This is a genomic window from Kordia periserrulae (assembly GCF_003054265.1).
In the GTDB taxonomy this organism is placed as follows: domain Bacteria; phylum Bacteroidota; class Bacteroidia; order Flavobacteriales; family Flavobacteriaceae; genus Kordia; species Kordia periserrulae.
The window spans coordinates 469,777-494,541 of sequence record NZ_QBKT01000002.1; the positions used below are offsets into that span (position 1 = coordinate 469,777).

Here is a 24,765-nt window from a genome sequence, read left to right on the forward strand (position 1 = left end):
AAAAACCCAACACCCAAAAAAAAATGAACACCATAACAGCAACAAATTTCAACTTTCCGAATCAAACTGCGAAATACACAGGAAAAGTACGCGAAGTGTACACGATTAACGAGGATGTGTTAGTCATGATTGCTACCGATCGTTTGTCAGCGTTTGATGTGGTGATGCCGAAAGGAATTCCGTTTAAAGGACAAATTCTGAATCAAATTGCGACGAAAATGATGAAAGCTACGGAACATTTGGTGCCAAATTGGTTGCTAGCGACACCAGATCCAAATGTTGCGATTGGTCACAATTGTGAGCCTTTTAAAGTGGAAATGGTGATTCGTGGGTATTTGTCGGGACATGCAGCACGTGAGTACAAAGCTGGAAAACGTACCTTGTGTGGTGTAGCAATGCCTGACGGTATGATTGAAAATGATAAATTTCCATCACCAATCATCACACCGGCAACAAAGGCGGAAATGGGAGCACACGATGAAGATATTTCTCGCGAAGATATTTTAGCACGCGGAATCGTTTCGGAAGAAGATTATGTGCAGTTGGAAAACTATACACGATTACTTTTTGAAGAAGGCACAAAAATTGCCAAAGAACGCGGTTTGATTTTGGTAGATACCAAATACGAATTCGGGAAAACAAAAGAGGGTAAAATCGTGTTGATTGATGAAATTCACACACCAGACTCTTCTCGTTATTTTTATGCGGATACCTACGAGGAATTGCAAGCCAAACAACAGCCACAAAAACAATTATCGAAAGAATTCGTACGCCAATGGTTGATTAGCAACGGATTTCAAGGCAAAGAAGGTCAAGAAGTGCCTTTTATGAGCGATGACTATATCAATTCCGTTTCTGACCGTTATATTGAACTTTACGAAAACATTACTGGCGATACTTTTGAAAAGGCAGATGTTTCCAATATTCAGCATAGAATAGAGCAAAATGTCGTTAGTTTTTTAGAAAGTCATTTTTAATTGTACCGATTTTAGTCTAAATTGTATTACAAATAACACAGAAGCGATTTTTAATCAGAAAAGTCTGTATTTCCCTATCATTTCTTAACCTATTGTAGTGCGTTGAGCATCAGTTTTTTTAGCGATATTTAAAAAAAAGACGCTAAAAAAGCTTCGTTATATTTATAAAAAAGTATATTCTTATATGATTTTAATTCTAAGATGCCACTTCACCTATAAAGTTGTAGCTTAGAGCTAAATTCGTATTATAGCCTATTTACCAGATGATGAATCGCTTTTTTCTATACTATCTTTTATTTTTTCTAGTGATTGCTTGTGCAGATACGTCTTCTCAGCAAAGCGCGAATAGTACAAAACAATTATTGGAAGAAGCAGAAGAAGCGGTGTTGAATTATCAAGGAATTGAAACCGATTCCATCATGCAACTTCGGATGGAATATTACCACAAAGCTTCTACGTTTAACGATTCTGTTCATACCTATCGTGCGCATTTTTATTTAGGCGAATTTTACCAAAGTAGAGGCATTTACAAAGATGCGATGTCCGAATATGAAAAAGCATTGCGACATATTTCCGACGACGCCGACAGCGCGCGCTATGTGCAAACTAAGATTGCCATTGCTACCACTGAGATTGAACTAGGAAACAAATACAAAGCAGGCGAAATTTTGTTGGATGCGTATGAAGTCGCGCAACGTAATAAACGCACCATGCAGCTCATCAACGTGAATGGAAACATGGGGATTTTGAGTTTGGATTTAAAGAATTTTCAAGAAGCTAAAAAGAGTTTCAAAGAAGCCATCCAAACGATAGAAGAGAAGCAACTCATTGAAAAAGATTCTATCAATTATGTGGAAGATTATATTAATTATCACATGTTTTTGGCTAAAGCGTATCAAGCTGAAATATTGTTGGATTCTGCCATGTCTTATATTGATAAAGGCATCATCATTGCCGATTATTATCAAGATATTGAAGGAAAGGCCTATTTGTACGAACTAAAAGGGAAAACACATACTGCACAAGGAAAATATGCGGAAGCACATGAAAATTTAACCGCTTCCAAAGAAATTTTCACCGATTTACAGAATGAAAAGCAAATTTCTAAAATTATGTATTTGCTAGCCGACAATCATTTTCAAAGAGGAGAAACTTCCAAAGCATTGGCATTGCTTGACGAGTTGGAAGCACGTTACCAGCAAAAATTTCTCTTAGAAACCGATTATTATGACGCTTTAGTGTTGAAAGCTGATGTGTATAAAAGTAGTAAGCAATTTGAAAACGAATCTGTCTATCGTCAAAAATCAGCAGATATTCAGAAGGAAATTGCGGAGCGACAAGATAAAACGGCGTTTTTTCAAACGGCAACGCAATACGAAATTGAAAAACTTAAAAATAAATTTGAAGCGCAACATCAAAAAGATAAAAAGCGTTTTTACAGTTTTTTAGCAATCGCTATCATTGTGATTGCAGTTTTTAGCTTCTTACTCTACAAACAAATTTCTAAGAAAAAAGCAGCAGTAGTTTCTGTAACAGAAAACGAACTAGAAAAAACAGTTTCAATCGCTAAAAAAGAAAAATCGACCACACAAACCAGCATTAAAAGCGATAAAACTGTTGATGAGATACTTCAAAAGTTGAAAAATTTGGAAGCACAGGAATTTTACCTAAATCCTAAATACAATTTGTATGCAACGGCGAAAAAGATTGATACCAATACGACGTATTTATCTACCATTTTGAATGTGCATAAAAAGATGACCTTTACCGAATACTTAAACAATCTTCGCATTCAATATACACTCAATCGATTGGAGAACGATAAGAAATTTAGGATGTACACTATTAAGGCAATTGCCAAAGAAGTTGGTTATAAAAGTCATGGTTCGTTCTCGCGTGCTTTTAAAGCTAAAACAGGCGAAAACCCATCTACATATCTCAAAAAAATACGTTAAAAAAGACTGTTCAATTTATAAATTAGCAAGACTTTTTTTGATGTATAAAGCAAGTTGTTATGTATCTTGAATAAAACTAATAAATATACCCATCATGAAAACAAATCGAAAACCATTAGCCTTTAACAAAATAAAAATCGCAAGAGTCAATTCTTATGCTATCATTGGAAGAGGAACTACCGTCCCAAATACGGTATTTCCAGAATGCGCGCCAGAAGAATCAAGAACTCCAAAAGGCGGAAGAACACAATCTACAGAAGACACGAATGATTGTGCCTAAGATTATTTATTAAAAAGATTTGAAAGGCTTCTTGCAATCACTCAAGAAGCCTTTTTTTGTAAATTAATCTTAATTAACCTCTAAAATTAAAATGTAGCATCGTCACAAGTATACACTTGCGGACACGCTATATACCAATTGCAATAAAATGGTCCTGTAACGCGTCCTGCGCAGTCACATCCACATTTTGATAAATCTGGATTACTCCCAATTCCACCATTGATTTTACTCTGAGCTGCTTTTGAAATCTCAGTAGCTCCTTTAATGTTTAAAATTTTACTCATTATTACGAATGTTATAGTTAATATTTGTTTTTTTAAATGTGTAAAGTCAACGCTTCTACTATTAAAATTACATACAGTTTTATAAGAATAAAAGAGGAATCGTTTTCGTTTTAAAAATTGTAGTTGTTTGTTTTATAAAGTGAATACACTAAAAACGCGCTGAAAAACGGAGTAGATAATCGAAAAGGCTTCAATGTTGTAACATGAAGCCTTTCTTTCCCCTAAATATAGTTGTGCTTATGAATAACTATATGATGATTTGATTTTATGTTTTGGTGTCGACTTAAATAGTGTCACCGCAAGTATATACTTGTGGACAAGCAATAAACCAGCTGCAATATTTTGGTCCTGTAACGCGTCCTGCGCAATCGCATCCGCATTTTGATAGGTCGTATCCTGCTCCACCATTAATTTGGCTTTGTTGCTCCTTAGAGATCGCAGAAACACCTTTGATGTTTAAAATGTTTTTTTTCATTGTTTTTAGTTTTAAGTTAATAATCTGAAATCATAAATCACAATTGTTTTAAGCCACTCATGCATAATTTATGACATTCCAAATGTAATAGGAGATTTTTTCGAATAAAAGAACTCTTATGTCTGTTTTAAAAATCAAGCTGTTTATTTTATAAAATAGAAAGGGTAAATTCACTTCAAAGTATGCGTCTTTACAAGAAAAGAAGGCTATATTTGCCACGTCAAAAACAAACCTGTGATTTTACAAAACTACACGAAAGAATTTAGGTATAATCTTAAATTGGCGTCTCCAATTATCCTAGGAATGTTGGGGCATACCTTTGTAAGTTTTGTAGATAATGCAATGGTGGGACAATTGGGAACGGCGGAACTCGCCGCAGTGTCTTTAGGGAATAGTTTTCTCTTCATTGCGATGTCACTCGGTATCGGATTTTCCACAGCAATCACCACTTTAGTCGCTGAAGCAGATGCAGCAGGAAACAAGCAAAAGGTAAAAAGTGCCTTAAAACACGGTTTGATTCTTTGCACCATCATCGGAATTGTTGTATTTGTCGGTGTTTTGCTAGCCAAACCGTTAATGTACGAAATGAAGCAGCCTGAAGAAGTCGTTGTTCTTGCGATGCCTTATTTAAATTTGGTTGCCGCTTCGTTGATTCCGTTAATCATGTTTCAAGCGTTTAAGCAATTTGCAGACGGATTGTCACAAACCAAATACGCCATGTGGGCAACTTTACTAGCAAATGTGGTAAATGTCATTATCAATTACTTCTTAATTTTCGGAATCTGGATTTTTCCAAAATGGGGAATCATTGGTGCTGCAATTGGTACGCTAGCATCGCGAATTATCATGTTGCTCTTTATTTGGTTATTGCTGCGCTACAAACAAAAATTCAGAGCGTATGTTACAAATTTTGACTTTAAAAGCATCCAAAAATCTGTCTTAAAAAAAATCATTGCCTTAGGTTTTCCGTCGTCGTTACAAATGTTGTTTGAAGTAGCGATATTTACGGCTGCTATTTGGTTGTCAGGGATTTTAGGTAAAAATGCGCAAGCGGCAAATCAAATTGCACTAAACTTATCTGCCATGACCTTTATGGTTGCCATGGGACTCAGTGTTGCGGCAACGATTAGAGTAGGAAACCAAAAAGGATTACAGCAATTTTCAGAATTGCGACGCATCGCATTATCACTGTTGTTTTTGGTATTGATTATTGATGTTTTCTTCGCAGGAATGTTTATGTTATTCAACGATTGGTTTCCAACCTTATACGTCAACGAGCACAATATCATCAATATGGTGGATAATGAAGAAGTAATCATTACGGCAGCAAAACTCTTACTTGTTGCGGCGTTTTTTCAAATTTCGGATGGAATACAAGTTGTCGGACTGGGGATTTTACGCGGTTTGCAAGACGTGAAAATTCCAACACTTATTACCTTTATTGCGTATTGGATTGTTGGTTTTCCAACCTCGTATTATCTCGGATTGCACACCGAATATAAAAGTACTGGAATTTGGATTGGTTTATTGGCAGGATTGACAACTTCAGCAATATTATTGTATATTAGATTTAATTATTTATCCAAAAAACTTATAAATAAGCAACTGACGCATGGAGCTTCCTAAATTTTTATTGGGCGATAACACCGATTATCCCAACGCAATTTTTATTGTACACACTGAGTTTCCACGATTTATCATCAATCTAGAAAATGATGAGGTAGAGTGGATGGAAGAATTTGACAAGGAAGATGAAAAAGAATTGGCTTCTGAAGCAGAAAATTTATTTCAAGCTGCCAACGATTTCTACGATCGTGAATTGGAGCGTTACGACGAATAGCATAATTTAGCTACATGATTGATCAACTGATACAATTTGACAAAGAAGTTTTTCTATTTCTCAACGGACTCGGAACGCCCACTTGGGATGGTTTTTGGATGTTCATCACCAATAAATATTACGCCATTCCGTTGTATGCTTTTTTGTTGTTTCTCATCATCAAAACACACAAAAAAAAGGAAATCTTTTTTACTTTGGTATTGGTTGCGTTGCTCATTACAATTACTGACCAAACGGCAAATTTGTTTAAAAAAACACTTTTTCTACGTCCGCGACCTTGCTACACCGAAGACTTAATGGAGCATCTGCGTTTGGTCAAAGATTCTTGTGGCGGCGCGTATGGCTATTTCTCAGGACATGCGTCTAATGCGATGGCGTTAGCTGTATTTATTGGGCTGGTCTTAAAAAAACATTTTAACTATATCTTTCCTTTCCTATTAATTTGGGCAGCATTTGTTGGCTACAGCCGAATTTATATTGGTGTCCATTTTCCTGGCGATGTGCTTACGGGAGCCATTGTTGGCGCGATTTACGGAACACTTTTGTACAAATTCCGCCAATTTTTGATTCGAAAATATGCTTGATGATTCGAGTAAATTCTTGCAAAATTCTGTTAAGGTACTCCTAAAATAGAAACGGTTGCGACTACGAATGGTTATCTTTAAGCTTTAATAACTTAAAATTTAAACCATGAAAAAGCAAAAATTACAAACCTTACAATTGAACAAAAAATCAATTTCAAGCTTGACGCAAAACCTTTTAAAAGGTGGAGAAGATACTACGTTATACGGCTGTCGTTGGACAGAAAACTCGTGGTGCGATTGTCCAACCGAAAGAGATTGCACTGACACTGAATGTCACACCGTTTGGGATTGTGAATTGTAATATAAAAACATGAAAAAGTGGACTTCGGTTCACTTTTTTATATTTTTAGGCGCAACCAAATTGTACTTTTATCATCTAAAAGACAAACATTACCATAAACCGATTTATATGAAAAAAATTTTATGCCTTTTTGTAGCAACTTCATTCCTATTTTCTTGTGCAAGCGATGATAACACAGAAACACCTGAAGAAGTCTCGCTTATTGGAAACTGGAAATTGATTGAACGTCTTGTCGATCCAGGAGATGGAAGTGGTACATTTATAGCAATTACTTCGGACAAAACAGTAACTTTTAATTCGAATGGAGAAGTTACTTCTAATTATTCTCTTTGCAACATGCTTTTGGTAGCAGATCAAGAAGCTGGTACTGGAACTTACTCGGCAGATACAGGAGTTTTAAATGTAACAAACTGCGATTTTGATTTACCTTTTCCAGTCAATTTTGAAATCTCTACTGAAGGAAAACTACTTATTCATTATCCGTGTATTGAAGGTTGTAGCGAAAAATATGAAAAAGAAGCAACACCATAGTCTAGCTATTCAATAACTTTAACAATTGTTGTGCCGCATGAAACGGAGAAATCATGCTGTTTTCTGTGGCGTTTAAATAGTCACCCAATACGTTTTTCACCTTTTCATTGGTATAAAAATTATGTTTCAAGCGTTCTTCAATGGTTTGTAACAACCAAAAACGATTCTGCTGCTTCCGGTGATTTTCAAAATAACCGTTATTTTTGGTGCTTTCGCGAAAAGCTGAAATCATTTGCCACACATCGTCAATACCATTTTTTTGTAGCGCAGAAGCTGTTACAACTTTGGGTTGCCACTCAGAAGCTTTTTGTGGATAGAGATGTAATGCACGTTTAAATTCCGTTCGTGCCATTTGCGCACGCTTCACGTTATCGCCGTCGGCTTTATTAATCACAATCGCGTCTGCCATTTCGATAATGCCACGTTTAATGCCCTGCAATTCGTCTCCGGCACCAGCCAATTTCAACAACAAAAAGAAATCTACCATACTATGCACGGCGGTTTCACTCTGTCCCACACCAACCGTTTCAATAATAATCGTATCAAATCCGCAAGCTTCACACAAAATAATTGTTTCGCGCGTTTTTCGAGCCACACCGCCAAGCGAATCTCCAGAAGCGGACGGACGAATAAAAGCGTTTTCATCCTTCACCAACTCTTCCATACGGGTTTTATCACCTAAAATGCTTCCGCTCGAAATAGAACTGCTTGGATCTACCGCCAATACGGCAACTTTCTTCCCTAAACTCGTCAAATGCTTCCCAAAGGCTTCAATAAACGTACTTTTTCCGACGCCAGGAACGCCAGTAATGCCAATTCGAATCGACTTATTAGCATGCGGCAAACACTTTTCAATAATTGCTGTAGCTTTCTCGAGATGTTTGGTGTTTTTACTTTCTACTAAGGTAATAGCACGACTCAACGCGACTTTATCTTGATTCAAAATTCCTGTAACCAATTCATCTACAGAAGGTTGTTTTCTTCTATTTTTTTTGATGGAAGCGATGGACGATTTGTTTAACGAATCAGGTTGTGAAACGCCATCTTTTTCATGTAACGCAGAAGTATGTGTTGGTTTTGAACTCAAGAAAATTGCCTATTTTACGTTTATAAACGAAATTACGATATAATTTTTGATTGGAAAATTAAAAGAAGGAATGATTCTTAAACTGAAATCTTGAATGCTGAATCTTGAATGTTGAATGTTGATTTTTTTTAACTAAACTTTTAAACGCTTAAACAGATAAACTAAAAAGTTTCAGAGAAGTGCTCTATACAATTTTCTCATTTTAGTACGAAAATCACTCAATCTGACGTTTATGTTATCGAAAATCAAATAAATCAACAATCGTTAATCTTCCATCAAATAGCGTCACTTCGAGTGAAATCTCGTAGAGATTTTGTATCGAGAAGTGCTATGAAATCTAAAAAGTCTAACAATCTAACAAAGTCCAATCTTCTGACAAAAAAATGAAACGCTACCCAAAAAGCCTCGTATTTACAATAGAACACAAACCAAACACATGAACCCAAAGCATTTCGAAATTGTAAAAAAATGTCTGCAAGGCAACCGAAAAGCACAAATGCAATTGTATGATTTGTACGCAGATGGCATGTATGTGGTCGCTTGTCGATATATTTCCAATCGGGAAGATGCCAAAGATGTGATGCAGGAAGCCTTTTTAAAAGCATTTACGCGTTTGTCACAATACAAAAGCGAATTCACTTTTGGTGCGTGGTTGAAGCGAATTGTTATCAATCAATGTATGGATACGTTGAAAAAACGCTCGCTGGTGTACGAAGAAATGAGCCATCAAACCCTAGCGATTGTTGACGACGATGCTTCTTGGGAAATTTCCGTGAATGTGACCAAACAAGAGATTCTTCACACCATAGAAAGGTTACCCGCAAAATACAAATACGTGTTACAATTGTATTTGATAGAAGGATACGATCATCAAGAAATTTCAGAAATACTAGACATTCCTGTTCAAACCTCACGCACACAATTAATGCGCGGAAAGGCGAAATTGAAAGATAAATTACAAGACACATACAAACATAAGATATCGTTATGAACAATATAAAAGACATCTTACACGAAAATGATGCTCCTGCGGAAACACCAACGTTACCGAAAGGACATCGCGCTGAATTTTTAGAAAAATTGACAGTAACCGAAACGAATTCCAGTGTTATAAAATCCTTTTTCTATTGGCGTGCCATTGCAGCTGCATGTGTATTGCTGATAGGAATTGGAGCTTTTGTATATGCAAATTATGGTAAAGAAGCTGCGCAGCCTTCACTATTTGCAGAAATGAAAGCGATTGAAGACGAGTATTTAAAAAATATTGCTTCGGAATGGGAAACGTTTCAACTCTCGGCAAATGATAGTTATTTGGTAAAAAAGTACGAAGAACGCTTGCAACATTTAGACGCGTCGTATCAAGAATTGAAAGCAACGTTCTTAGTACAAAAAAATAGCTTGACAACGCTGGAAAAAATGATTCAAAACTTGCAAATGCGCTTGACACTTTTGCAGGAAATTCAACAACATTTAAAACGATTAAAAAATGAACAACAAACCTTATAAAGTCTTTCTACTACTCGTATTTTTTACAGTTGGATTGACAGCTCAGACAGAAAAAAAGTATCAAAAAACATTTTATGTTACTGAAAAAACACAACTAAGATTTCAAACGAACAATATTGACGTTACCTTTAAAACGTGGAATAAAGATGAAGTGAAGGTCGATTTTTCAATAGATTTTAAGAATTATTCCGAAAAAGAAATCAAAAACATCTCTGATAATGTGATAGTGTCGGCTCGTATGCAATCGTCCATGGATGATACCAGCTTTTTGCAGATAGAAAACAACTCGCAGACTTCCATTGGCAGATTGAGTTATCAGTTGAAATCTGGGGAAATTCGCTTGGAAAATCTTTCATGGGACAATGACTCCGAGAAAAAACACAAATCGGTTTCAGATATCCATCGAGAAATTGACACGAGTGACGATGGTTTTGAGGATTTGGACGGTTATGTGTTATTTGAAAATGGTGACAAAGTTCCTTTAAAAGACATCGATAACAGTTCCAACAAACAAATTTTGAGCATTCGTTCGCAATATGTCGTCTATGTTCCGAAATACATCACGATTGATATCATGGCAGACAATGCAACGATAACTTTTGACGGAACGTTTACAAATGTCATTCGTGGAAACTTTAAAGAAGGAACCTTACAGGCAGAAACGCTTCAAAACGAGCACAATAATATGGCGATTATGAACGGAAATCTCAAAGTGAAAGAGATTTCAGGCGGAAGATACATGCTTAGAAACATCAGTAATGGTTTGATTGGCGAGCTGGAAAATACGATGATAGACACCGAATTTTCTAAAATCTCTGTTGGGGAAATCAAGAAAAATGTAAAATTTCGCGATTTTAAGAGCAAGTACTTCTTTTACAATTTAGGAGAAAACTTTGAGTCGATTGAAATGTTTTGCGAATATTCAGACATCAACATTTTTAACGAGAAAAAGCAGCACTATTATCTTGAAGCATACGGACATGATGCTATTTTGAACGATGGCGGCACGAAAATCGTCGCGCAACCAAGTCGCGATGGTAAAAAGTCAAAAATGTTCACCATTGGAAAAGATGATTCAGAAACGCGGAAAAACACCTTTAAACTCGATATTGTGCATGGTTTTGTGACGCTTTTGTATAGGTAGTTTTTTGCTAGTTGCTAGTTGTTCATTATGTAGTAGTAAACCAGAAAGTTACATCTGATTCGACGAAAAACAAAAAACAAAAAACGAATAACAAATAACAAACCTAATGATGTTCCAAAGCAAAATCTATAAACTTTACCCACGTATCAATCGCGTTTACGCCTGTCCAGCCGTGACCTTCTTCTGGATAAAATGTAAATTCGTGCGTAACGCCAAGTTGTGTTAAACGATTGCTTAAATCGCTTCCTTGCGAATTTGGAATCAACGGATCTTGTCCGCCGTAAAACAACGCTGTTGGTGGCGCAGCAGCCGTTACTTGGTGAAAAGGGCTGTAGGTTTCCAAAAACGGAATCACCACTTCTGTGCCCAACACATCAATGTATCCTTGTATGATTGGATCGGCAGCGTTCAAATAAGCTTCATCAGCTAAGTTTGTCGGTCCAACAATACTTACGACCATATTGACATCCGCTTGTGTGTCGTACGCATAACTCCATAACAACGATAAATGTCCGCCCGCACTAGTTCCTAAAAACGCATAGTCTTCTGAAATAATATATTCTTCATTTCGAGCTTTCAAATCGTTGATAATTGTTGTAATATCTTCCAATTGCATAGGAAAAGGTGAGGTTGTTTCGTTTGCCAAACGATAATTAATATTTACTACAGCATACTGCGGCAAATCGGCTTGCATCAACTCTACAAAACTGCTCATATCAGACTTATCGCCACTTGTCCAGCCGCCGCCATGCACTAAAATAACCACTTTGGTGTCTAACGTTCTGTTTTGCGGTAAATAAATATCGTATTTCTGATTGACATCTGCGCCATACGAAACATCGAGTAACGTAGCAGCAGCAACCGTAGAAGGGTTGGTAGGCGATAGATTGTCATTCAAATCAAGTGCATCCGAACTACAGGAATAGTTCAACACCATAAAAAGACTCAAAACGAAAAGGGAAAGCGTTTTTTTCATGCGAAAGGGTTTAATGTCAACGATAACGCAATATCTCAAAAAAAAGGATGCGCAACTCTTAATGTTCCCTTAAAATTTGAGTGTGGCATTGTTTGTGAAAATAATTAAAAATCAGGAAGTTGATTTTTTATAGAAGCAAGATTTGGTTGATAATTATCCGATTCTACCAGAAATACGTTTTTTAACGAAAAATCAATTACTTTTGTAGTTATGTAATCGTCCGTAATCATGGCAGAATTTATTAAACTATACAACGAAAATCCGAATCCGCGACAGGTAAAGCAAGTTGTGGACATTCTTCGTGATGGCGGTTTGGTGATTTATCCAACCGATACGGTGTACGGTTTGGGTTGTGATATTACGAATGCGCGCGCGCTGGAACGTATCGCACAGATAAAAGGCGTAAAATTAGACAAAGCAAAATTCTCTTTTATCTGTAACGATTTAAGTCATATTAGCGATTACATTCGTCAGATTGATACGGCAACTTATAAAATTCTCAAAAAAGCGCTTCCGGGTCCGTATACGTTTATCCTTGCGGGAAACAACAATCTACCAAAAGTATTTAAAAAGAAAAAAACGGTCGGAATTCGTGTGCCAGACAACAACATCATCCGAACGTTGGTGCGCGAACTGGGAAACCCGATTGTATCTACTTCTATACGCGATGATGATGATATTATTGAATATACGACCGATCCAGAACTGATTTATGAAAAATGGGATCATTTGGTAGACGCAGTAATTGATGGCGGTTATGGCGACAATGTAGCTTCTACCATTATTGATTTGTCGGGTTATGAGCCTGAAGTAATTCGTGAAGGAAAAGGCGATATTGACGTTATTCTTTAAAACTGATAGTGCATATTTTATGAAGAAATTTAAAATAATTGGATTGCTATTGCTCGTCATTATAATTGTCGTTGGAATTTTAGTCTATCCAAAAGCTTCCATGTATTTATATGGTGAAGAAACCGCTTCCAATACAGAAGATGTGTCTTTTTATGTGCCTACAGGAGCTACGTTTGATGCAGTTTTAGAAGACTTAAAAGCAAAAGGCATCGTAGAAAATACCGAAAAGTTTAAAGAATATGCGGAGCTTCGAAATCTAAAAGAAAGTACGCTGGAAGCTGGAAAATATGTCTTTCCTAAAAACGTAACACACAGCAAAATTGTAGAAGATTTACGTCAAGGAAATGGCGAACAAGAAACGCAAGTTACGTTCAACAATGCACGAACCAAGCAAGAACTCGCTGAAAAAATCGCTTTGACCATTGAACTGACAGCGGATGACATTCTTAAACTCATCACAGACGAAAAATTCACCAGCAAATACGGTTTTACGCCAACAACTATCAATACGATGTTTATTCCAAATACGTACAATGTGTATTGGGACATTTCTGCGGAAGATTTAATTGCGAAACTTGCCAAAGAATACAAACGTTTTTGGACGCCTGAACGAAAAGCGAAAGCCAAAGCATTAGGCATGTCACAAACCAAAGTGTCTATTTTGGCTTCAATTGTGGTTTGTGAAACCATTATGATGGACGAAGCTCCGAAAATTGCAGGCGTGTACGTAAACCGTTTAAAACGTGGAATTCCACTCGATGCCGATCCAACTTTAGTGTGGATTTTGGGTGATTTCACCATCAAACGTGTATTGAACAAATACAAAGAACTCGATTCTCCGTACAACACTTACAAATACAGAGGTTTGCCGCCAGGACCTATTTACATTCCGTCCGTGCAATACATTGACGCGGTGTTGAATTATGAAAAGCACGATTACATCTTTTTCTGTGCGAAAGAAGACTTTTCAGGCTATTCCAACTTTGCGAAAACCAATCGTCAACACGAAATCAATGCGCGAAAATATCACAAAGCATTAAACGAACGTAAAATCTACCGTTAATGGCGAATTACAACAGAAGAGACTTTGCAAAATTGGTCGTTTTAGGCGGAATCGGATATACGGTTTTTGCTTGCGGTGAGGATGCTAAAAAGGAAAAATCTGATGTAAAAGATGAAGTGCCAAAAATGCCTGAGTTGTTGCCAAAAAATGTACAACTCTACCAAAAAGCAGATGCGGAATATCAAGAATTAGCAGTACGATTCAACAAACGATTTCAACAATCGCCCACATATATTGCGCAGTGTTTTACAACACAAGGCGTTGCAGATGCTGTAAAATTCGCGAGATTCAAGGATTTAAAAGTCGTTGTAAAAAGTGGTGGACATAGTTTTGAAGGTTTCTCCAGTACCAACGACGGTTTGGTCGTAGATGTTTCTGCCATGAAAACCATGGAATGGACGTCCGATCACAGTTTGACTGTTGGCGCAGGTTGTATTCTCAAAGAATTGTACGATGAAATGTTACCAAAACAGCGCATTTTGCCATCAGGTTCGTGCGCTACGGTCGGAATTGCTGGTCTAGCACTCGGTGGCGGTTATGGTTTCTTCAGTCGGAAATACGGTTTAACCTGCGATAGTTTACAAGAAATCACCATTGTAGATGGCAATGGGAACATTCTCCACGAAAGTGGTAATTCGGCTATTTTAAAAGCGTGTAAAGGTGGCGGAAATGGAAACTTTGGCATTGTTACGAAAATGAAATTTAGAACCTATCAAGCGCCAAAATTCTTTCAAGCATTTCGTTGCAAATCGTATAAATTAGACACCAAACGGGCTAAAGAGTTATTGCAAACGTGGTTTCGTTACACAGAAAAATTACCGAAAACTGCCTTTTCTGCCTTTGTCCTGAACGGAAAGACACTGACGATTCTCATCACGAGTTATTCCGACGATGATAAAGAAGTGTTGCAAATGTACAACGCACTCAAAGCAAAATCGGACAAAGCTACGATTGGAAGCAAACGTCCGTTAGCAAAAGCTCTAAAAACGTTTTACGGCGTGCAGCATCCTATTTATTTTAAAAACGCTTGCGCGGGATTGTATAAAGATTTTGCTGAAATTGAAGGTTGTATTGACGACGTTATTTCCAAAGTAATTTCTTCTCGCGGACTGATTTACCAAGTGAATACGCTTGGTGGCAATATCAATTCGACAGCTGCTGAAAAACGTTCGGTTTATCCACATAGAAGCTATCCGTATTTGTCTGAACTGCAATCGTATTGGGACAAACCTTCACAAGAGGCGAGTCGATTAGCGGCGTTTCAAGAAGTGCAGGAGTATTTTTACCAACATGGAATTCGCGCGCATTACCGCAATTATCCCGATATTAACTTCAAAGACTTTCAAACGGCGTATTACGGCAAGTATCTTCCTGAATTGAAAAAAATCAAACAACAGCTTGATTCTGAAAATCGCATTCAGCATCCGCAGAGTATATAGTTTCGCTTCGCTCAATTCAAGGATTCAAAAATTCAATGATTTAAGGTTATTTCTTCGCTATGCTTTTGGAATTATTTTCGTTTATGGAAGAATTGATTTGGTGTGATGTAAACTTTAATGCTTATCGTATTGTGTATGTTTCATTGCAGAAAACCACAGCCAATTTTCCACAATAGCTTAAGTATAGCAAATTGTAAGTAATTCCTTAATTCTACCGCAATGAGCTATGTATATTATTGATTGACTTAACTTGGATTTAATTTTCTTTCAAATATTCAACTAACTTTCTGTCTTTTATATATTCTTCAATAATTGCTCGGATAAATAAATAAACATCACTAATTAAATTCTCTAAAATAGTATCTTTTAAAACTTCATTAGATAAATTTAATGTGTTTTCTTTTGGGTCTAATTTTTTTATTTCTTTCTCTAAATATTTATCTAATTCTTTAAAGTTTCCATGTGCAATATTTGACCTTTGACTATAAATATCTCTCAATCTATTTTTTAACCAATTTAAATCTAACTTATTATTATTTTTATATACAAGTATGCTAGTTTTAAGCTTAAATTGTTTACTAATTGAATCCTCAACATTAAATCTTTGATAGTTTGGACTGTGCGTTAATAATAGTTCTATAATGCTTATTAGTGTTACTAGTTTAAATCTTGAATCTTTGATTTCTTCACTTGTTACTTTTAGTAAATTTGATATGAATAAAATTTTGTCTTCATTAGAATCATCAATTACAGAGTCAAGGTTATTAGCAATTTTAATTAAATTTTCTTTGATATGTGAAAACGATTTCCACACATCTTCTTTATGGTTAATTGTTTCTGAATATGAGATAAACCCGAAATTCAAAACAACTAAATTAAGATGTCTATCAATTTTCAGTTCTTGAGAAGATATATCACTATCATGTAAGAAAAAAGACTTTCCGTAATAATCGGATTTCTCCGTATATAATAAAAGTGAAATTAAGTATGAAAAATTAATTAGATTATTCGAATTATTAATGATTGGATTTCCTTTATCTAACATAAAAAAACCACGTTGTTGTTGTTCTGACATTTCTTGATAAGTAGTTTTCATACTTTCATATTGACCATTATCATCAAATCTTCCTATTACCCATAATTTTGCTAATTTTTCAAGAATGTTTGTTTCCTTATTATGCTTAAAAAAAATTGAAACATATTTGTCAGATTTAGAGTAGTTTTTTTCAAAGTTGATTAAAGCACTTTCAACGGAAAGAAAGTTTTTAGTTTCTTCTGTTAAAAATACTGGTAAGTTTGCACTCCATCTATCCTTATAAAATTCTTCTGGGCTGTTTAAGGATTTTTCAAGATGTGCCTTTACTAACTTGATTTCTTCATTAGTTCTTGGGTTATCAAGTGAAAATTTAAATCGTTTAGAAATTTGAATTTCCTCCTTAATTGGATAGATATATGTGGTCAGTATAAAATTCAATTTTTAATTTTTTTAGCTTTTATTGATTCTTAAATCTACAATTTTCTTACACATCACCAAAACCGCTCAATATATTTTAATTAAAAAATACAATCACAAAAAAAGCGTTCAAGAACAATCTTGAACGCTTTTTTAATATGTTTTTGCCTAAAACTAGCTTATTTTCCTTCCGCAGAAAGGTTTTTCATTTCTTTTTCAATCATATCATAGAATTGATCGATTTTTGGCAATACGACAATTCGTGTACGTCTGTTTTTCGCTCTGTTTTCTGCGGTGTCATTTTCCACCAATGGAACATAGTAGCTTCTTCCTGCTGCGATTAATTTTCCAGGATCTACACCTAACTCTTGCAATACGCGAATGATAGAGGTGGAGCGTTTTACGCTTAAATCCCAGTTATCGAGTAAAATATCGCCTTTTTTGTACGGTACATTGTCGGTATGACCTTCTACCATACATTCGAAATCAGGCTTGCTTTTTACCACTTTAGCAACTTTCGCTAATACTTCTTTTGCTCTGGTAGTTACGTTGTAGCTTCCGCTTTTAAATAATAATTTATCTGCAATAGAGATAAAAACAACGCCTTTTTCAACATTAATTTCAATATCTGGATCGTCGATTCCAACCGCTTTTTTCAAGCTAGAAACAATCGCTAAAGTGACACTATCTTTTTTGTTTAATGCATCTTGTAGACGTGTAATCTTTAAGTCTTTCTCTTTCATGCTTTCCAACGACTTTTCTAAGTTTTCAGCACCTTTGGTTGTCAACACCGTCATATCTTTTGTGTTTTCAATCAAACCTTGGTTGGTTTCTTTTAAGTCATTATTGGCTTTACGTAAATCGGCAACTTGACCTTCCATGGCTTCAACTTTTGCAGTTGCAGAAGCTTTTTCTTCAAGGCAAGCATTCAGTTTTACAGTGGCAGAATTTAACAAGTCCTTCGTTTCTTTATGTCTTGCTTCCAAATCGGCAAATTCTTTTTTAGAAACACAAGAGGACAACACTAGGGACGCTGTGGCTGCCATTAAAAAAATCTTCTTCATAAGTCTGTATTTTATATAATTAAGTGGTTTGTTCAAAAATTTTACTCAAAAGTATTAAAAAAGCGAGGTATTATAAAAGTATTAACAAAGTTTTAAAGGTATATTTCGTAGATTTTTTAACATTTCTAAGAGAACTACTTTTTATTCGAAATATTGTTTGTCTTTTTAAAAAAATTATATGTTTTTTAGAACTGAGAAAATGTTTTTTTCCCTTTGATAAAGTATGTATACACAATCGATTTGTGCTGAAAGTACTGTTTGTTTTGATGTGTATCACGCTTTTTCATCATGCTAGAAAAACGCGCATAAAAGTGAAAATGAGCTTTGATAATTGCCCAAAAGTGTTTGAATTTGAATTGAAATAGAAATTGAATTCCCGCAATTCCATCTAGTACCAATCGCATGAATATGATGGGAAATAGTTTCTCTTTCGGGAGATTTTTTGCTAGCATACACAAGGAATTCCGAAAGTTTAAATAGGTTTTCTGCGGATTTGTATTGCTCAACGTCGCGCCACCGACATGATACACCACACTTTCGGAAACATATTGTGTTTTATACCCTTTGTTAAACGCGCGCCAACACAAATCAATTTCCTCTTGATGCGCAAAGAAATCTTCATCAAAACCGCCCAATTCTTCAAAAACTGATTTGCGAATAAACAAACACGCGCCCGAAGCCCAAAATATTTCTCGGTTGTCGTTGTATTGTCCGCTGTCTTTTTCAATGGTATTAAAAATACGTCCACGGCAGTACGGATAGCCATATTTGTCTAGAAATCCGCCAGCGGCACCTGCGTATTCAAAATGTGTTTTTTGTTTAAAATCTAAAATTTTTGGTTGAATGATAGCAGTTTCTGGCTGTTCTTCGAAAGCGAATCGAATAGGAGTGAGCCAGTTTTCCGTGACTTCAATGTCAGAGTTTAACAGACAGAAAATTTCTTCTTTCACAAATGGAAGTGCATCGTTGTAGCCTTTCGCATACCCGCCATTTTCAGTGTTTTGTATGATTTTCACCGTGGGAAAATTTGCTTCAACATAGGCAATGGAATAATCTGCGGAAGCGTTATCCGCCACATAAATCGTTGCGTCGCCTGAAAAAGTTACCACTTTCGGTAAAAACTCTTCCAACAATGCTTTTCCATTCCAATTGAGGATGACGACGGCGATGTTCATTTTTTTTTGTTTTAGGTGTTGGGTTTTGGGTGTTAGGTTTTTTTAGTTGCTGGTTGTTGGTTCTTTGTTTGTAGCGTAATCAGTATTTTTCAAGCTGAACTTAAATGATATTTTTTAGTTTATAGGTTTATAAGTTTAGTAGTTTATGATAATTTAACATTTCAAGTTTCAAAGCACTTCTCGATACTTTTTTCCTTCATTTCGACAGGCTCAATGTGCGGAAAAATACTCGAAGTGACGTTTGGTTTCAAGTTCGAGTTCAAATTCGAGTTCAAAAATAAAGCTTTTCACTCATACCATTTAAACTTCTAAAAATCTAACAAGTCTAACAATCTAACCTTTCTTATACTCCGGAATAGCTCTCAAAAAATGATATTGCTGCGCTTCGTAATCCATAATGCAATAATAATGCTGCAATCCGTTGGTGACCATTAAATAATCGGCATCGAGAATCATATTGTAACGCGCAATTTGATCAAAGGTTTCTTGATTGATGGTTACGGTACTTCGTTTGCATTCGACCACCAAAAAAATACTTCCATCCGAATTAAAGACAACAACATCATATCGTTTTTTTAAGTCGTTGAATACGAGTTCTTTTTCTACGTTGATAAGACTTATGGGATATTTCTTTTCCTGTATCAAAAATTGCACAGTATGTTGCCGAACCCATTCTTCTGGAGTCAGCACCACAAACTTTTTCCGTATCGCATCAAAAATATAGATTTTATTTTCCCTATTTTTGAAGCGGAACGTATATTTTGGAAAATTCAAGTGTTCCATAGCACAAAGCTACATATTCAAACACCGAAAACCAATACAATTTCACATTTGTCCTGAACATGGAAGAAGCGAAACAAATCGTCATTGATATACAAAAAGGCAATATTAAACCTATTTATTTTTTAATGGGCGAGGAAGCGTATTATATTGATAAAATTGCGGAATATATTGAAAACAATGTGTTGGATGAAGCCGAAAAAGGGTTCAACCAAATGGTATTGTACGGACGCGATGTTTCTGTAGATGATATTGTGGCAAATGCCAAACGATATCCAATGATGGCAGAACGCCAAGTGGTGATTGTAAAAGAAGCACAAGATTTATCGAGAACCATTGAAAAACTCGCGGATTATCTTGAAAATCCACAGCCAACAACCGTTTTGGTGATTTGTTATAAGTACAAAAAGATTGCGCGTAATAAAAAAGTAATCAAAGCGGCTGCAAAACAGGGCGTTGTGTATGAAAGCAAGAAATTGTATGAAAATCAGGTTGCGGATTGGATTCGTAGAGTATTGGCTGGAAAAAAATATCACATCACACCGAAAGCCGCGCAAATGTTGGTGGAGTTTTTGGGAACGAATTTGAGTAAAATTGATAATGAACTCGAAAAGTTACAATTGATTCTCCCAAAAGGAAGCGAAATCACCGCTGAAATTATTGAGGAAAACATCGGAATTAGCAAAGACTATAACAATTTTGAGTTACGCAAAGCCATTGGCGACCGTGATATCAAAAAAGCGTTCCGAATTATTACCTATTTTGCTGAAAACCCGAAAGACAATCCGACAGTTGTGACGGTTTCGTTATTGTTCAATTTCTTTTCGCAACTATTGCAATATCACGGTTTGCATGACCATAGTCAGCGCAATGTAGCTTCAGTATTGCGCATCAACCCGTTTTTTGTTAAAGAATACCAAACCGCTGCCCGCAATTACCCAATGAAAAAGGTGAGCGGTATTGTGGCGACTTTACGCGAAATGGACGTAAAAAGTAAAGGCGTGGGCGCCAGTAATTTATCCAACGGTGATTTGTTGAAAGAGTTGTTGGTAAAGATTATGAATTAGATGCGCTTCGCTATTAGGTTCGCTAGGCTCAATTCAAAGATTTAAAAATTCAAGGATTCAAGGTTTGTTATTGAGACCATTTTTTCATGTTATGATACATTTTGTTGCACAGAACATTCTTTTACAAATAATTTGATAGCTTTCACATCTTCAATCAAAAAGCTCGACTCTAGAAACTTTGCCTTTGGATTCGCTTCGCTGTTAGATTTTTAGATTGTTAGAAACGCTTCGCTCATCGTTTTGCTCTTGGTATTTTGGTATTGTTTTGCTCAGGTTATTAGTTTTAAATAAACAAATACACAAAAAACCAACACCCAACACCTAAAACCCAACACCCAACACCTAAAAAACTACTTCTCCACAATCTCCACTTCAAACATTTTGTCCCAGTATTTTCCAGTTACAAAAAACGTTTTTCGTGTGGGATGATAGGCAATTCCGTTGAAAACATCGGTTGTAGGAAGCACGGTTGTTTTTTCTTTTAAACCTCTAAAATCGACCAAACCTTCCAAAGCACCGTTTTTCGGATTGATAATCATGATGCTTGGTTTTTGGTAGCTGTTGGCATAAATTTTTCCGTCCACAAACTCCAATTCGTTCGATTTTACATAGGTATTTTTATTATCGCACACCTGAATTGCGTATTGCTCTTGCAAGGTTTTTGCATCTAAAATCCAGATTTTTTCGGTACCGTCACTTTTATAAAATTTTTCGCCATCGGTACACAATCCCCAACCTTGCTTGCTTTTTTTGTATGAAAACGTTCGCAATTGTTTCAAATTATCAGGATTGAATACAAAACCTTTGTTTGCTTGCCAGGTCAGCATGTATAAGGTATCGTTTAACACCGTGATGCCTTCGCCAAAATATTTATTCTCTAAATTTATCTGTTGATATACTTCCCCTGTTTTAAAATCTACTTTACGTAAGGAAGATTGTCCTCGTTGTCCGGTACTTTCAAAAAGCGTATCTCTGTAAAATTCTAATCCTTGTGTGTAAGCTTTGTTATCGTGCGGATACGTATTGATGATTTTGTAGGTGTAAATTTTAGGTTTCGAGGTTGATAATACCGTGATATTCGTTTTTACAGGAACTGTTTTGCCGCCACCGTATGTTACCGAAGCTTTCAATAATTGTTTTCCGAGTAGCATATCGGTAGGAATGGTAGTTTCCAAAACGGCAGGATTTGTGCTAGAATTTGTCAATTTTTGATTGTTCAATGTATATTCAACCGCTTCAATTGGGCCATTATTTACATTGACTACTTTCGCTTTTAAGGAAGCATTTAGCTGAAATTTGCTCGTTTTTCCTTCAACTTCTAGTGTAAACTTGGCTGGAGCAGGTTTTTTTTTGCTTTCGCATGAAAAAACAATCAAACTTAAAAATGTGATTATGAATATTTTATAAAATTTCATCGCAGTACTTAATTTTTCGGCAAGGTAATTCATAAAAATCAGTTTAAAAAATCATTGCTATAATGTAAAAACATTTTATCTTTGCAGCGGCAAGTCCTACACAACCAGCTCCTGTTGAATCCTCCAGGGCGGGAACGCAGCAAAGGTAAATGGTCGTAGCGGTGTGATGTAGGTAGCTTGCCTTTTTTTATTCCCGAAAGTCAACTACTATTTCTCCTTTTTTTTAAGCATATTTGTAAAAAAGTTAACCAAAATTTAATCGCATGTCAAAAGTTGTATTGATTACTGGCGGCTCGTCAGGAATTGGAAAATCTATTGGAATTTTATTAGCCGAGAAAGGATATAACGTTTACGGAACAAGCCGAAACCCTGACAAATTTGACAATTTTACAGACTTTAAACTCATTGCTTTAGATGTGCGAGATACGGCAACGATTGAAAAAGCAGTACAAACCATCATTGATGCAGAAGGTCGCTTGGATGTGTTGATTAATAATGCCGGCGTTGGCATTACAGGTCCGATAGAAGAAACACCCGATGAAGAAATCCACAAAGCGTTTCAAACCAATTTGTACGGTCCAATTTCGGTCATGAAAGCAGTTTTGCCACACATGCGTGCGCAAAAAAGCGGGTTGATTATCAATGTAACGTCTATTGCAGGATATATGGGATTGCCATACCGAGGAATTTATTCGGCAACCAAAGGCGCGTTGGAATTGGTGACAGAAGCTATGCGCATGGAAACCAAAATGTTTGGTGTCGAAATTACAAATGTCGCACCAGGCGATTTTGCCACCAATATTGCTGCGGGACGTTATCATACGCCTGTTTTTGAAAATTCTCCCTATAAAGAAGTATATGGAAATATGTTGAAAGAAATGGACGCACATGTCGATGAAGGTTCTGATCCGAAAGAAATGGCGGAAGCAGTGTTGAAAATCGTTCAAACCAAAAAGCCTAAAATTCATTACAAAGTAGGCGCGTTTATGCAGAAATTTTCTATTGTATTGAAACGCGTGTTACCCGATAAAATGTATGAGAAGCTGTTGATGAATCATTATAAGTTGTAAATGATACAAATTAAGAACATAAAATCTATTTTACTATTTTGTTGTTTACTTCTAACAGTACAATATGTATTTTCACAAACCGATGTTTCAAAGAAAATTTTAGGAAAGTGGAAGTTTGAAAGTGAAGAAAAAATCATTTTGAGTACAGATATTATACGAACGGATACACTTTCAAAGTATACGGCAGATAGTTTTTTTCAAAAGGGAATTGACATGTCTTTTCGCGATAGTTTGGATATAGAGTTTTCCGTTTCACATGAAGGCTTATCACTTGTCATTCCATATACAATTGAAGATTCTGTATTAACTATTGTAAAACGTTCGTATCGTATTTTGCAACTCGATGATAAAGTATTGCATTTTAGGGTGGAAACAGATTCTGTACAAACCAAATACACTTACAAAAAGTATTGATATGCAATACTTAGCCTAATAATAGCTTTTTAATCATTGTAACATTCTAAGCATCTTACCCACTAATTTTATATAAACTTTTATAAATGAAAAACATTTATCCTATTGTAGTTATATTTTTAGTATCGATTTTAGGACTTTATATTGATTTTCCTGTTTGGCTAAATATCGGACTTATTTTCTCCCTCTTTATAGCGTTATTAATGGCAGAAATTTCAGTATTCTTCCATACATATACAGGTGATTTTCAGATGAGAAGTTTTAGAAAAAAGATTAGTAGATATACTATATTCATGGGACTATTGTTTCTTGGGGTACTAACTCTTAGACTTATTGAAAACAAAACTGAAGAATTTATAAAAAGTTCTGATATCATATTTTTCATTTGGGTTTTTATAATGTTGGTGGAGTTTATTACTTTTTTTATCTACAAGAAAAGAAAGCCTGTAACTTTAGTAATTGATAAGAATACTTTGATATTTTTCAGTACATATGTTCAAAAACGTGACCTCAAAAAATTAAAGCATATTGATTTTACCACCTTTGGGAATGATTTTAGATTGATTTTTGAGAAAAAAGCGGACATACAAATTCCTTTTAATGAATATGAAAAAGCAGATTTTCGTCAGTTTTTAGAAATTCTTCTTGATAAATCGGAACATGATTTGAAACTTACCGAAGAAATGGAAAAAGTGTTTCCAGCTTTAGAGTAAAACAAACTCACAAGCTACCAACATTACAACATTCCGATACATCTACACATCTTTTTGTACAAGCGTTCGAACTTTTCGCGTACTTTATAGTGCAATAAAATCATTGTGTTTCATTAATTACATCATACTGCTGTCTTTCTGTAAACGACAGTAGCATACTTTGAAATTTGTATTGGGAAAGCTGTCTCTTGTTAGAGGCAGTTTTTTTGTTAATAACTCACGGATTATTCTATAACTGATGTTTCTTATCACATACTTTATTGTTGTAATTTTACGCAAAATTGCGTTAAGGATAGTAGCGACATCCTTTTTGGCACTTT

27 protein-coding genes and 1 other RNA gene are annotated in these 24,765 nt (G+C 35.6%); 19 read left to right on the top strand and 9 right to left on the bottom strand.

The window, feature by feature from the left end:
• Positions 1 to 23: 23 nt before the first annotated feature.
• The 3 genes from C8N46_RS06185 (at position 24) to C8N46_RS06195 (ending at position 3,212) form a co-directional block, all read left to right on the top strand.
• Positions 24 to 977, top strand: a complete 954-nt coding sequence (locus tag C8N46_RS06185; protein WP_108114001.1) for a phosphoribosylaminoimidazolesuccinocarboxamide synthase — start codon at positions 24 to 26, stop codon at positions 975 to 977.
• 263 nt (positions 978 to 1,240) lie between these two features.
• Positions 1,241 to 2,932: an AraC family transcriptional regulator gene (locus tag C8N46_RS06190; RefSeq protein WP_108114002.1), complete on the top strand. Its 1,692-nt coding sequence runs from the start codon at positions 1,241 to 1,243 to the stop codon at positions 2,930 to 2,932.
• Between the two features lie 94 nt (positions 2,933 to 3,026).
• Complete coding sequence (locus tag C8N46_RS06195) at positions 3,027 to 3,212, top strand: hypothetical protein (protein WP_108114003.1); 186 nt, start codon at positions 3,027 to 3,029, stop codon at positions 3,210 to 3,212.
• A gap of 86 nt (positions 3,213 to 3,298) precedes the next feature.
• Here the strand turns inward: C8N46_RS06195 and C8N46_RS06200 are convergent, their stop codons facing one another.
• Positions 3,299 to 3,496, bottom strand: coding sequence for a hypothetical protein (locus C8N46_RS06200; RefSeq protein ID WP_245896738.1), 198 nt, complete (start codon positions 3,494 to 3,496; stop codon positions 3,299 to 3,301).
• 283 nt (positions 3,497 to 3,779) lie between these two features.
• Positions 3,780 to 3,971 carry a hypothetical protein gene (locus tag C8N46_RS06205; protein WP_108114005.1) on the bottom strand — a complete coding sequence of 64 codons (192 nt, stop codon included), beginning with the start codon at positions 3,969 to 3,971 and terminating at the stop codon, positions 3,780 to 3,782.
• A gap of 234 nt (positions 3,972 to 4,205) precedes the next feature.
• Here C8N46_RS06205 and C8N46_RS06210 point away from each other — a divergent pair, with 234 nt between their 5' ends.
• The 5 genes from C8N46_RS06210 (at position 4,206) to C8N46_RS06230 (ending at position 7,227) form a co-directional block, all read left to right on the top strand.
• Positions 4,206 to 5,597 (top strand): MATE family efflux transporter, encoded by a 1,392-nt coding sequence (locus C8N46_RS06210; protein ID WP_108114006.1) that lies wholly within the window; start codon positions 4,206 to 4,208, stop codon positions 5,595 to 5,597.
• Positions 5,584 to 5,811: a hypothetical protein gene (locus C8N46_RS06215; protein ID WP_108114007.1), complete on the top strand. Its 228-nt coding sequence runs from the start codon at positions 5,584 to 5,586 to the stop codon at positions 5,809 to 5,811. The genes C8N46_RS06210 and C8N46_RS06215 overlap by 14 nt, the downstream gene beginning before the upstream one ends.
• A gap of 14 nt (positions 5,812 to 5,825) precedes the next feature.
• The gene (locus C8N46_RS06220; RefSeq protein ID WP_108114008.1) at positions 5,826 to 6,395 is read left to right on the top strand and encodes a phosphatase PAP2 family protein; all 570 of its coding nucleotides are present in this window, start codon (positions 5,826 to 5,828) and stop codon (positions 6,393 to 6,395) included.
• A 106-nt stretch (positions 6,396 to 6,501) separates the two neighbouring features.
• Positions 6,502 to 6,696, top strand: a complete 195-nt coding sequence (locus C8N46_RS06225) for a hypothetical protein (RefSeq protein ID WP_108114009.1) — start codon at positions 6,502 to 6,504, stop codon at positions 6,694 to 6,696.
• Positions 6,697 to 6,804: 108 nt separating this feature from the next.
• The gene (locus C8N46_RS06230; RefSeq protein WP_146169747.1) at positions 6,805 to 7,227 is read left to right on the top strand and encodes a lipocalin-like domain-containing protein; all 423 of its coding nucleotides are present in this window, start codon (positions 6,805 to 6,807) and stop codon (positions 7,225 to 7,227) included.
• Between the two features lies 1 nt (position 7,228).
• Here the strand turns inward: C8N46_RS06230 and meaB are convergent, their stop codons facing one another.
• The gene (gene meaB / locus C8N46_RS06235) at positions 7,229 to 8,314 is read right to left on the bottom strand and encodes a methylmalonyl Co-A mutase-associated GTPase MeaB (RefSeq protein ID WP_108114011.1); all 1,086 of its coding nucleotides are present in this window, start codon (positions 8,312 to 8,314) and stop codon (positions 7,229 to 7,231) included.
• Positions 8,315 to 8,750: 436 nt separating this feature from the next.
• Here meaB and C8N46_RS06240 point away from each other — a divergent pair, with 436 nt between their 5' ends.
• From C8N46_RS06240 to C8N46_RS06250, 3 genes are read left to right on the top strand one after another with little or no spacing between them, the layout of a single operon-like run.
• Positions 8,751 to 9,305 carry an RNA polymerase sigma factor gene (locus C8N46_RS06240; RefSeq protein ID WP_170110067.1) on the top strand — a complete coding sequence of 185 codons (555 nt, stop codon included), beginning with the start codon at positions 8,751 to 8,753 and terminating at the stop codon, positions 9,303 to 9,305.
• The gene (locus C8N46_RS06245; RefSeq protein WP_108114012.1) at positions 9,302 to 9,820 is read left to right on the top strand and encodes a hypothetical protein; all 519 of its coding nucleotides are present in this window, start codon (positions 9,302 to 9,304) and stop codon (positions 9,818 to 9,820) included. The genes C8N46_RS06240 and C8N46_RS06245 overlap by 4 nt, the downstream gene beginning before the upstream one ends.
• Positions 9,801 to 10,964 carry a hypothetical protein gene (locus C8N46_RS06250; RefSeq protein ID WP_108114013.1) on the top strand — a complete coding sequence of 388 codons (1,164 nt, stop codon included), beginning with the start codon at positions 9,801 to 9,803 and terminating at the stop codon, positions 10,962 to 10,964. Before C8N46_RS06245 ends, C8N46_RS06250 begins: the two co-directional genes overlap by 20 nt.
• 103 nt (positions 10,965 to 11,067) lie before the next feature.
• Here the strand turns inward: C8N46_RS06250 and C8N46_RS06255 are convergent, their stop codons facing one another.
• Positions 11,068 to 11,940 (bottom strand): alpha/beta hydrolase, encoded by an 873-nt coding sequence (locus C8N46_RS06255; protein ID WP_108114014.1) that lies wholly within the window; start codon positions 11,938 to 11,940, stop codon positions 11,068 to 11,070.
• 228 nt (positions 11,941 to 12,168) lie between these two features.
• On the opposite strand from C8N46_RS06255, the gene C8N46_RS06260 reads away from it, so the two are divergent.
• Genes C8N46_RS06260 through C8N46_RS06270 form a run of 3 tightly spaced genes read left to right on the top strand, consistent with a single transcriptional unit; the run spans position 12,169 to position 15,294 of the window.
• The gene (locus C8N46_RS06260) at positions 12,169 to 12,792 is read left to right on the top strand and encodes an L-threonylcarbamoyladenylate synthase (protein ID WP_108114015.1); all 624 of its coding nucleotides are present in this window, start codon (positions 12,169 to 12,171) and stop codon (positions 12,790 to 12,792) included.
• A gap of 19 nt (positions 12,793 to 12,811) precedes the next feature.
• Complete coding sequence (gene mltG / locus C8N46_RS06265) at positions 12,812 to 13,855, top strand: endolytic transglycosylase MltG (RefSeq protein WP_108114016.1); 1,044 nt, start codon at positions 12,812 to 12,814, stop codon at positions 13,853 to 13,855.
• On the top strand, positions 13,855 to 15,294 hold the full coding sequence (locus tag C8N46_RS06270; RefSeq protein WP_108114017.1) for an FAD-dependent oxidoreductase: 1,440 nt from the start codon (positions 13,855 to 13,857) through the stop codon (positions 15,292 to 15,294). Before mltG ends, C8N46_RS06270 begins: the two co-directional genes overlap by 1 nt.
• A gap of 256 nt (positions 15,295 to 15,550) precedes the next feature.
• On the opposite strand, the gene C8N46_RS06275 is transcribed toward C8N46_RS06270, so the two are convergent.
• The 4 genes from C8N46_RS06275 to C8N46_RS06290 all read right to left on the bottom strand — a co-directional run bounded on the left by C8N46_RS06275 (position 15,551) and on the right by C8N46_RS06290 (position 19,769).
• Positions 15,551 to 16,768: a hypothetical protein gene (locus C8N46_RS06275; protein ID WP_108114018.1), complete on the bottom strand. Its 1,218-nt coding sequence runs from the start codon at positions 16,766 to 16,768 to the stop codon at positions 15,551 to 15,553.
• A gap of 158 nt (positions 16,769 to 16,926) precedes the next feature.
• Positions 16,927 to 17,811 carry an OmpA/MotB family protein gene (locus tag C8N46_RS06280; protein WP_108114019.1) on the bottom strand — a complete coding sequence of 295 codons (885 nt, stop codon included), beginning with the start codon at positions 17,809 to 17,811 and terminating at the stop codon, positions 16,927 to 16,929.
• 185 nt (positions 17,812 to 17,996) lie between these two features.
• On the bottom strand, positions 17,997 to 18,986 hold the full coding sequence (locus tag C8N46_RS06285) for a glycosyltransferase family 2 protein (protein ID WP_108114020.1): 990 nt from the start codon (positions 18,984 to 18,986) through the stop codon (positions 17,997 to 17,999).
• A gap of 333 nt (positions 18,987 to 19,319) precedes the next feature.
• Positions 19,320 to 19,769, bottom strand: coding sequence for a type I restriction enzyme HsdR N-terminal domain-containing protein (locus C8N46_RS06290; RefSeq protein ID WP_108114021.1), 450 nt, complete (start codon positions 19,767 to 19,769; stop codon positions 19,320 to 19,322).
• 59 nt (positions 19,770 to 19,828) lie between these two features.
• Between C8N46_RS06290 and holA the strand changes: the two genes are divergently transcribed.
• The gene (gene holA, locus C8N46_RS06295; RefSeq protein WP_108114022.1) at positions 19,829 to 20,833 is read left to right on the top strand and encodes a DNA polymerase III subunit delta; all 1,005 of its coding nucleotides are present in this window, start codon (positions 19,829 to 19,831) and stop codon (positions 20,831 to 20,833) included.
• Between the two features lie 350 nt (positions 20,834 to 21,183).
• On the opposite strand, the gene C8N46_RS06300 is transcribed toward holA, so the two are convergent.
• A complete protein-coding gene (locus C8N46_RS06300; RefSeq protein ID WP_245896741.1) occupies positions 21,184 to 22,281 on the bottom strand; it encodes a glutaminyl-peptide cyclotransferase in 1,098 nt (365 codons plus the stop codon).
• A 54-nt stretch (positions 22,282 to 22,335) separates the two neighbouring features.
• Here C8N46_RS06300 and ffs point away from each other — a divergent pair.
• The 4 genes from ffs to C8N46_RS06320 all read left to right on the top strand — a co-directional run bounded on the left by ffs (position 22,336) and on the right by C8N46_RS06320 (position 24,445).
• Positions 22,336 to 22,434, top strand: an RNA gene (gene ffs, locus C8N46_RS06305) — signal recognition particle sRNA small type.
• A gap of 77 nt (positions 22,435 to 22,511) precedes the next feature.
• On the top strand, positions 22,512 to 23,318 hold the full coding sequence (locus C8N46_RS06310; RefSeq protein WP_108114023.1) for an SDR family oxidoreductase: 807 nt from the start codon (positions 22,512 to 22,514) through the stop codon (positions 23,316 to 23,318).
• Positions 23,319 to 23,732: a hypothetical protein gene (locus tag C8N46_RS06315; RefSeq protein WP_108114024.1), complete on the top strand. Its 414-nt coding sequence runs from the start codon at positions 23,319 to 23,321 to the stop codon at positions 23,730 to 23,732.
• 86 nt (positions 23,733 to 23,818) lie between these two features.
• The gene (locus C8N46_RS06320; RefSeq protein WP_108114025.1) at positions 23,819 to 24,445 is read left to right on the top strand and encodes a hypothetical protein; all 627 of its coding nucleotides are present in this window, start codon (positions 23,819 to 23,821) and stop codon (positions 24,443 to 24,445) included.
• Positions 24,446 to 24,765: the final 320 nt, after the last annotated feature.

Coding starts and splice junctions, on each gene's coding strand:
- C8N46_RS06185 (WP_108114001.1), top strand. CDS start 24: ATGAACACCATAACAGCAACAAATTTCAACTTTCCGAATCAAACTGCG.
- C8N46_RS06190 (WP_108114002.1), top strand. CDS start 1,241: ATGATGAATCGCTTTTTTCTATACTATCTTTTATTTTTTCTAGTGATT.
- C8N46_RS06195 (WP_108114003.1), top strand. CDS start 3,027: ATGAAAACAAATCGAAAACCATTAGCCTTTAACAAAATAAAAATCGCA.
- C8N46_RS06200 (WP_245896738.1), bottom strand. CDS start 3,496: ATGAGTAAAATTTTAAACATTAAAGGAGCTACTGAGATTTCAAAAGCA.
- C8N46_RS06205 (WP_108114005.1), bottom strand. CDS start 3,971: ATGAAAAAAAACATTTTAAACATCAAAGGTGTTTCTGCGATCTCTAAG.
- C8N46_RS06215 (WP_108114007.1), top strand. CDS start 5,584: ATGGAGCTTCCTAAATTTTTATTGGGCGATAACACCGATTATCCCAAC.
- C8N46_RS06220 (WP_108114008.1), top strand. CDS start 5,826: ATGATTGATCAACTGATACAATTTGACAAAGAAGTTTTTCTATTTCTC.
- C8N46_RS06225 (WP_108114009.1), top strand. CDS start 6,502: ATGAAAAAGCAAAAATTACAAACCTTACAATTGAACAAAAAATCAATT.
- C8N46_RS06230 (WP_146169747.1), top strand. CDS start 6,805: ATGAAAAAAATTTTATGCCTTTTTGTAGCAACTTCATTCCTATTTTCT.
- C8N46_RS06240 (WP_170110067.1), top strand. CDS start 8,751: ATGAACCCAAAGCATTTCGAAATTGTAAAAAAATGTCTGCAAGGCAAC.
- C8N46_RS06245 (WP_108114012.1), top strand. CDS start 9,302: ATGAACAATATAAAAGACATCTTACACGAAAATGATGCTCCTGCGGAA.
- C8N46_RS06250 (WP_108114013.1), top strand. CDS start 9,801: ATGAACAACAAACCTTATAAAGTCTTTCTACTACTCGTATTTTTTACA.
- C8N46_RS06255 (WP_108114014.1), bottom strand. CDS start 11,940: ATGAAAAAAACGCTTTCCCTTTTCGTTTTGAGTCTTTTTATGGTGTTG.
- C8N46_RS06260 (WP_108114015.1), top strand. CDS start 12,169: ATGGCAGAATTTATTAAACTATACAACGAAAATCCGAATCCGCGACAG.
- mltG (WP_108114016.1), top strand. CDS start 12,812: ATGAAGAAATTTAAAATAATTGGATTGCTATTGCTCGTCATTATAATT.
- C8N46_RS06270 (WP_108114017.1), top strand. CDS start 13,855: ATGGCGAATTACAACAGAAGAGACTTTGCAAAATTGGTCGTTTTAGGC.
- C8N46_RS06280 (WP_108114019.1), bottom strand. CDS start 17,811: ATGAAGAAGATTTTTTTAATGGCAGCCACAGCGTCCCTAGTGTTGTCC.
- C8N46_RS06285 (WP_108114020.1), bottom strand. CDS start 18,986: ATGAACATCGCCGTCGTCATCCTCAATTGGAATGGAAAAGCATTGTTG.
- C8N46_RS06290 (WP_108114021.1), bottom strand. CDS start 19,769: ATGGAACACTTGAATTTTCCAAAATATACGTTCCGCTTCAAAAATAGG.
- holA (WP_108114022.1), top strand. CDS start 19,829: ATGGAAGAAGCGAAACAAATCGTCATTGATATACAAAAAGGCAATATT.
- C8N46_RS06300 (WP_245896741.1), bottom strand. CDS start 22,281: ATGAATTACCTTGCCGAAAAATTAAGTACTGCGATGAAATTTTATAAA.
- C8N46_RS06310 (WP_108114023.1), top strand. CDS start 22,512: ATGTCAAAAGTTGTATTGATTACTGGCGGCTCGTCAGGAATTGGAAAA.
- C8N46_RS06315 (WP_108114024.1), top strand. CDS start 23,319: ATGATACAAATTAAGAACATAAAATCTATTTTACTATTTTGTTGTTTA.
- C8N46_RS06320 (WP_108114025.1), top strand. CDS start 23,819: ATGAAAAACATTTATCCTATTGTAGTTATATTTTTAGTATCGATTTTA.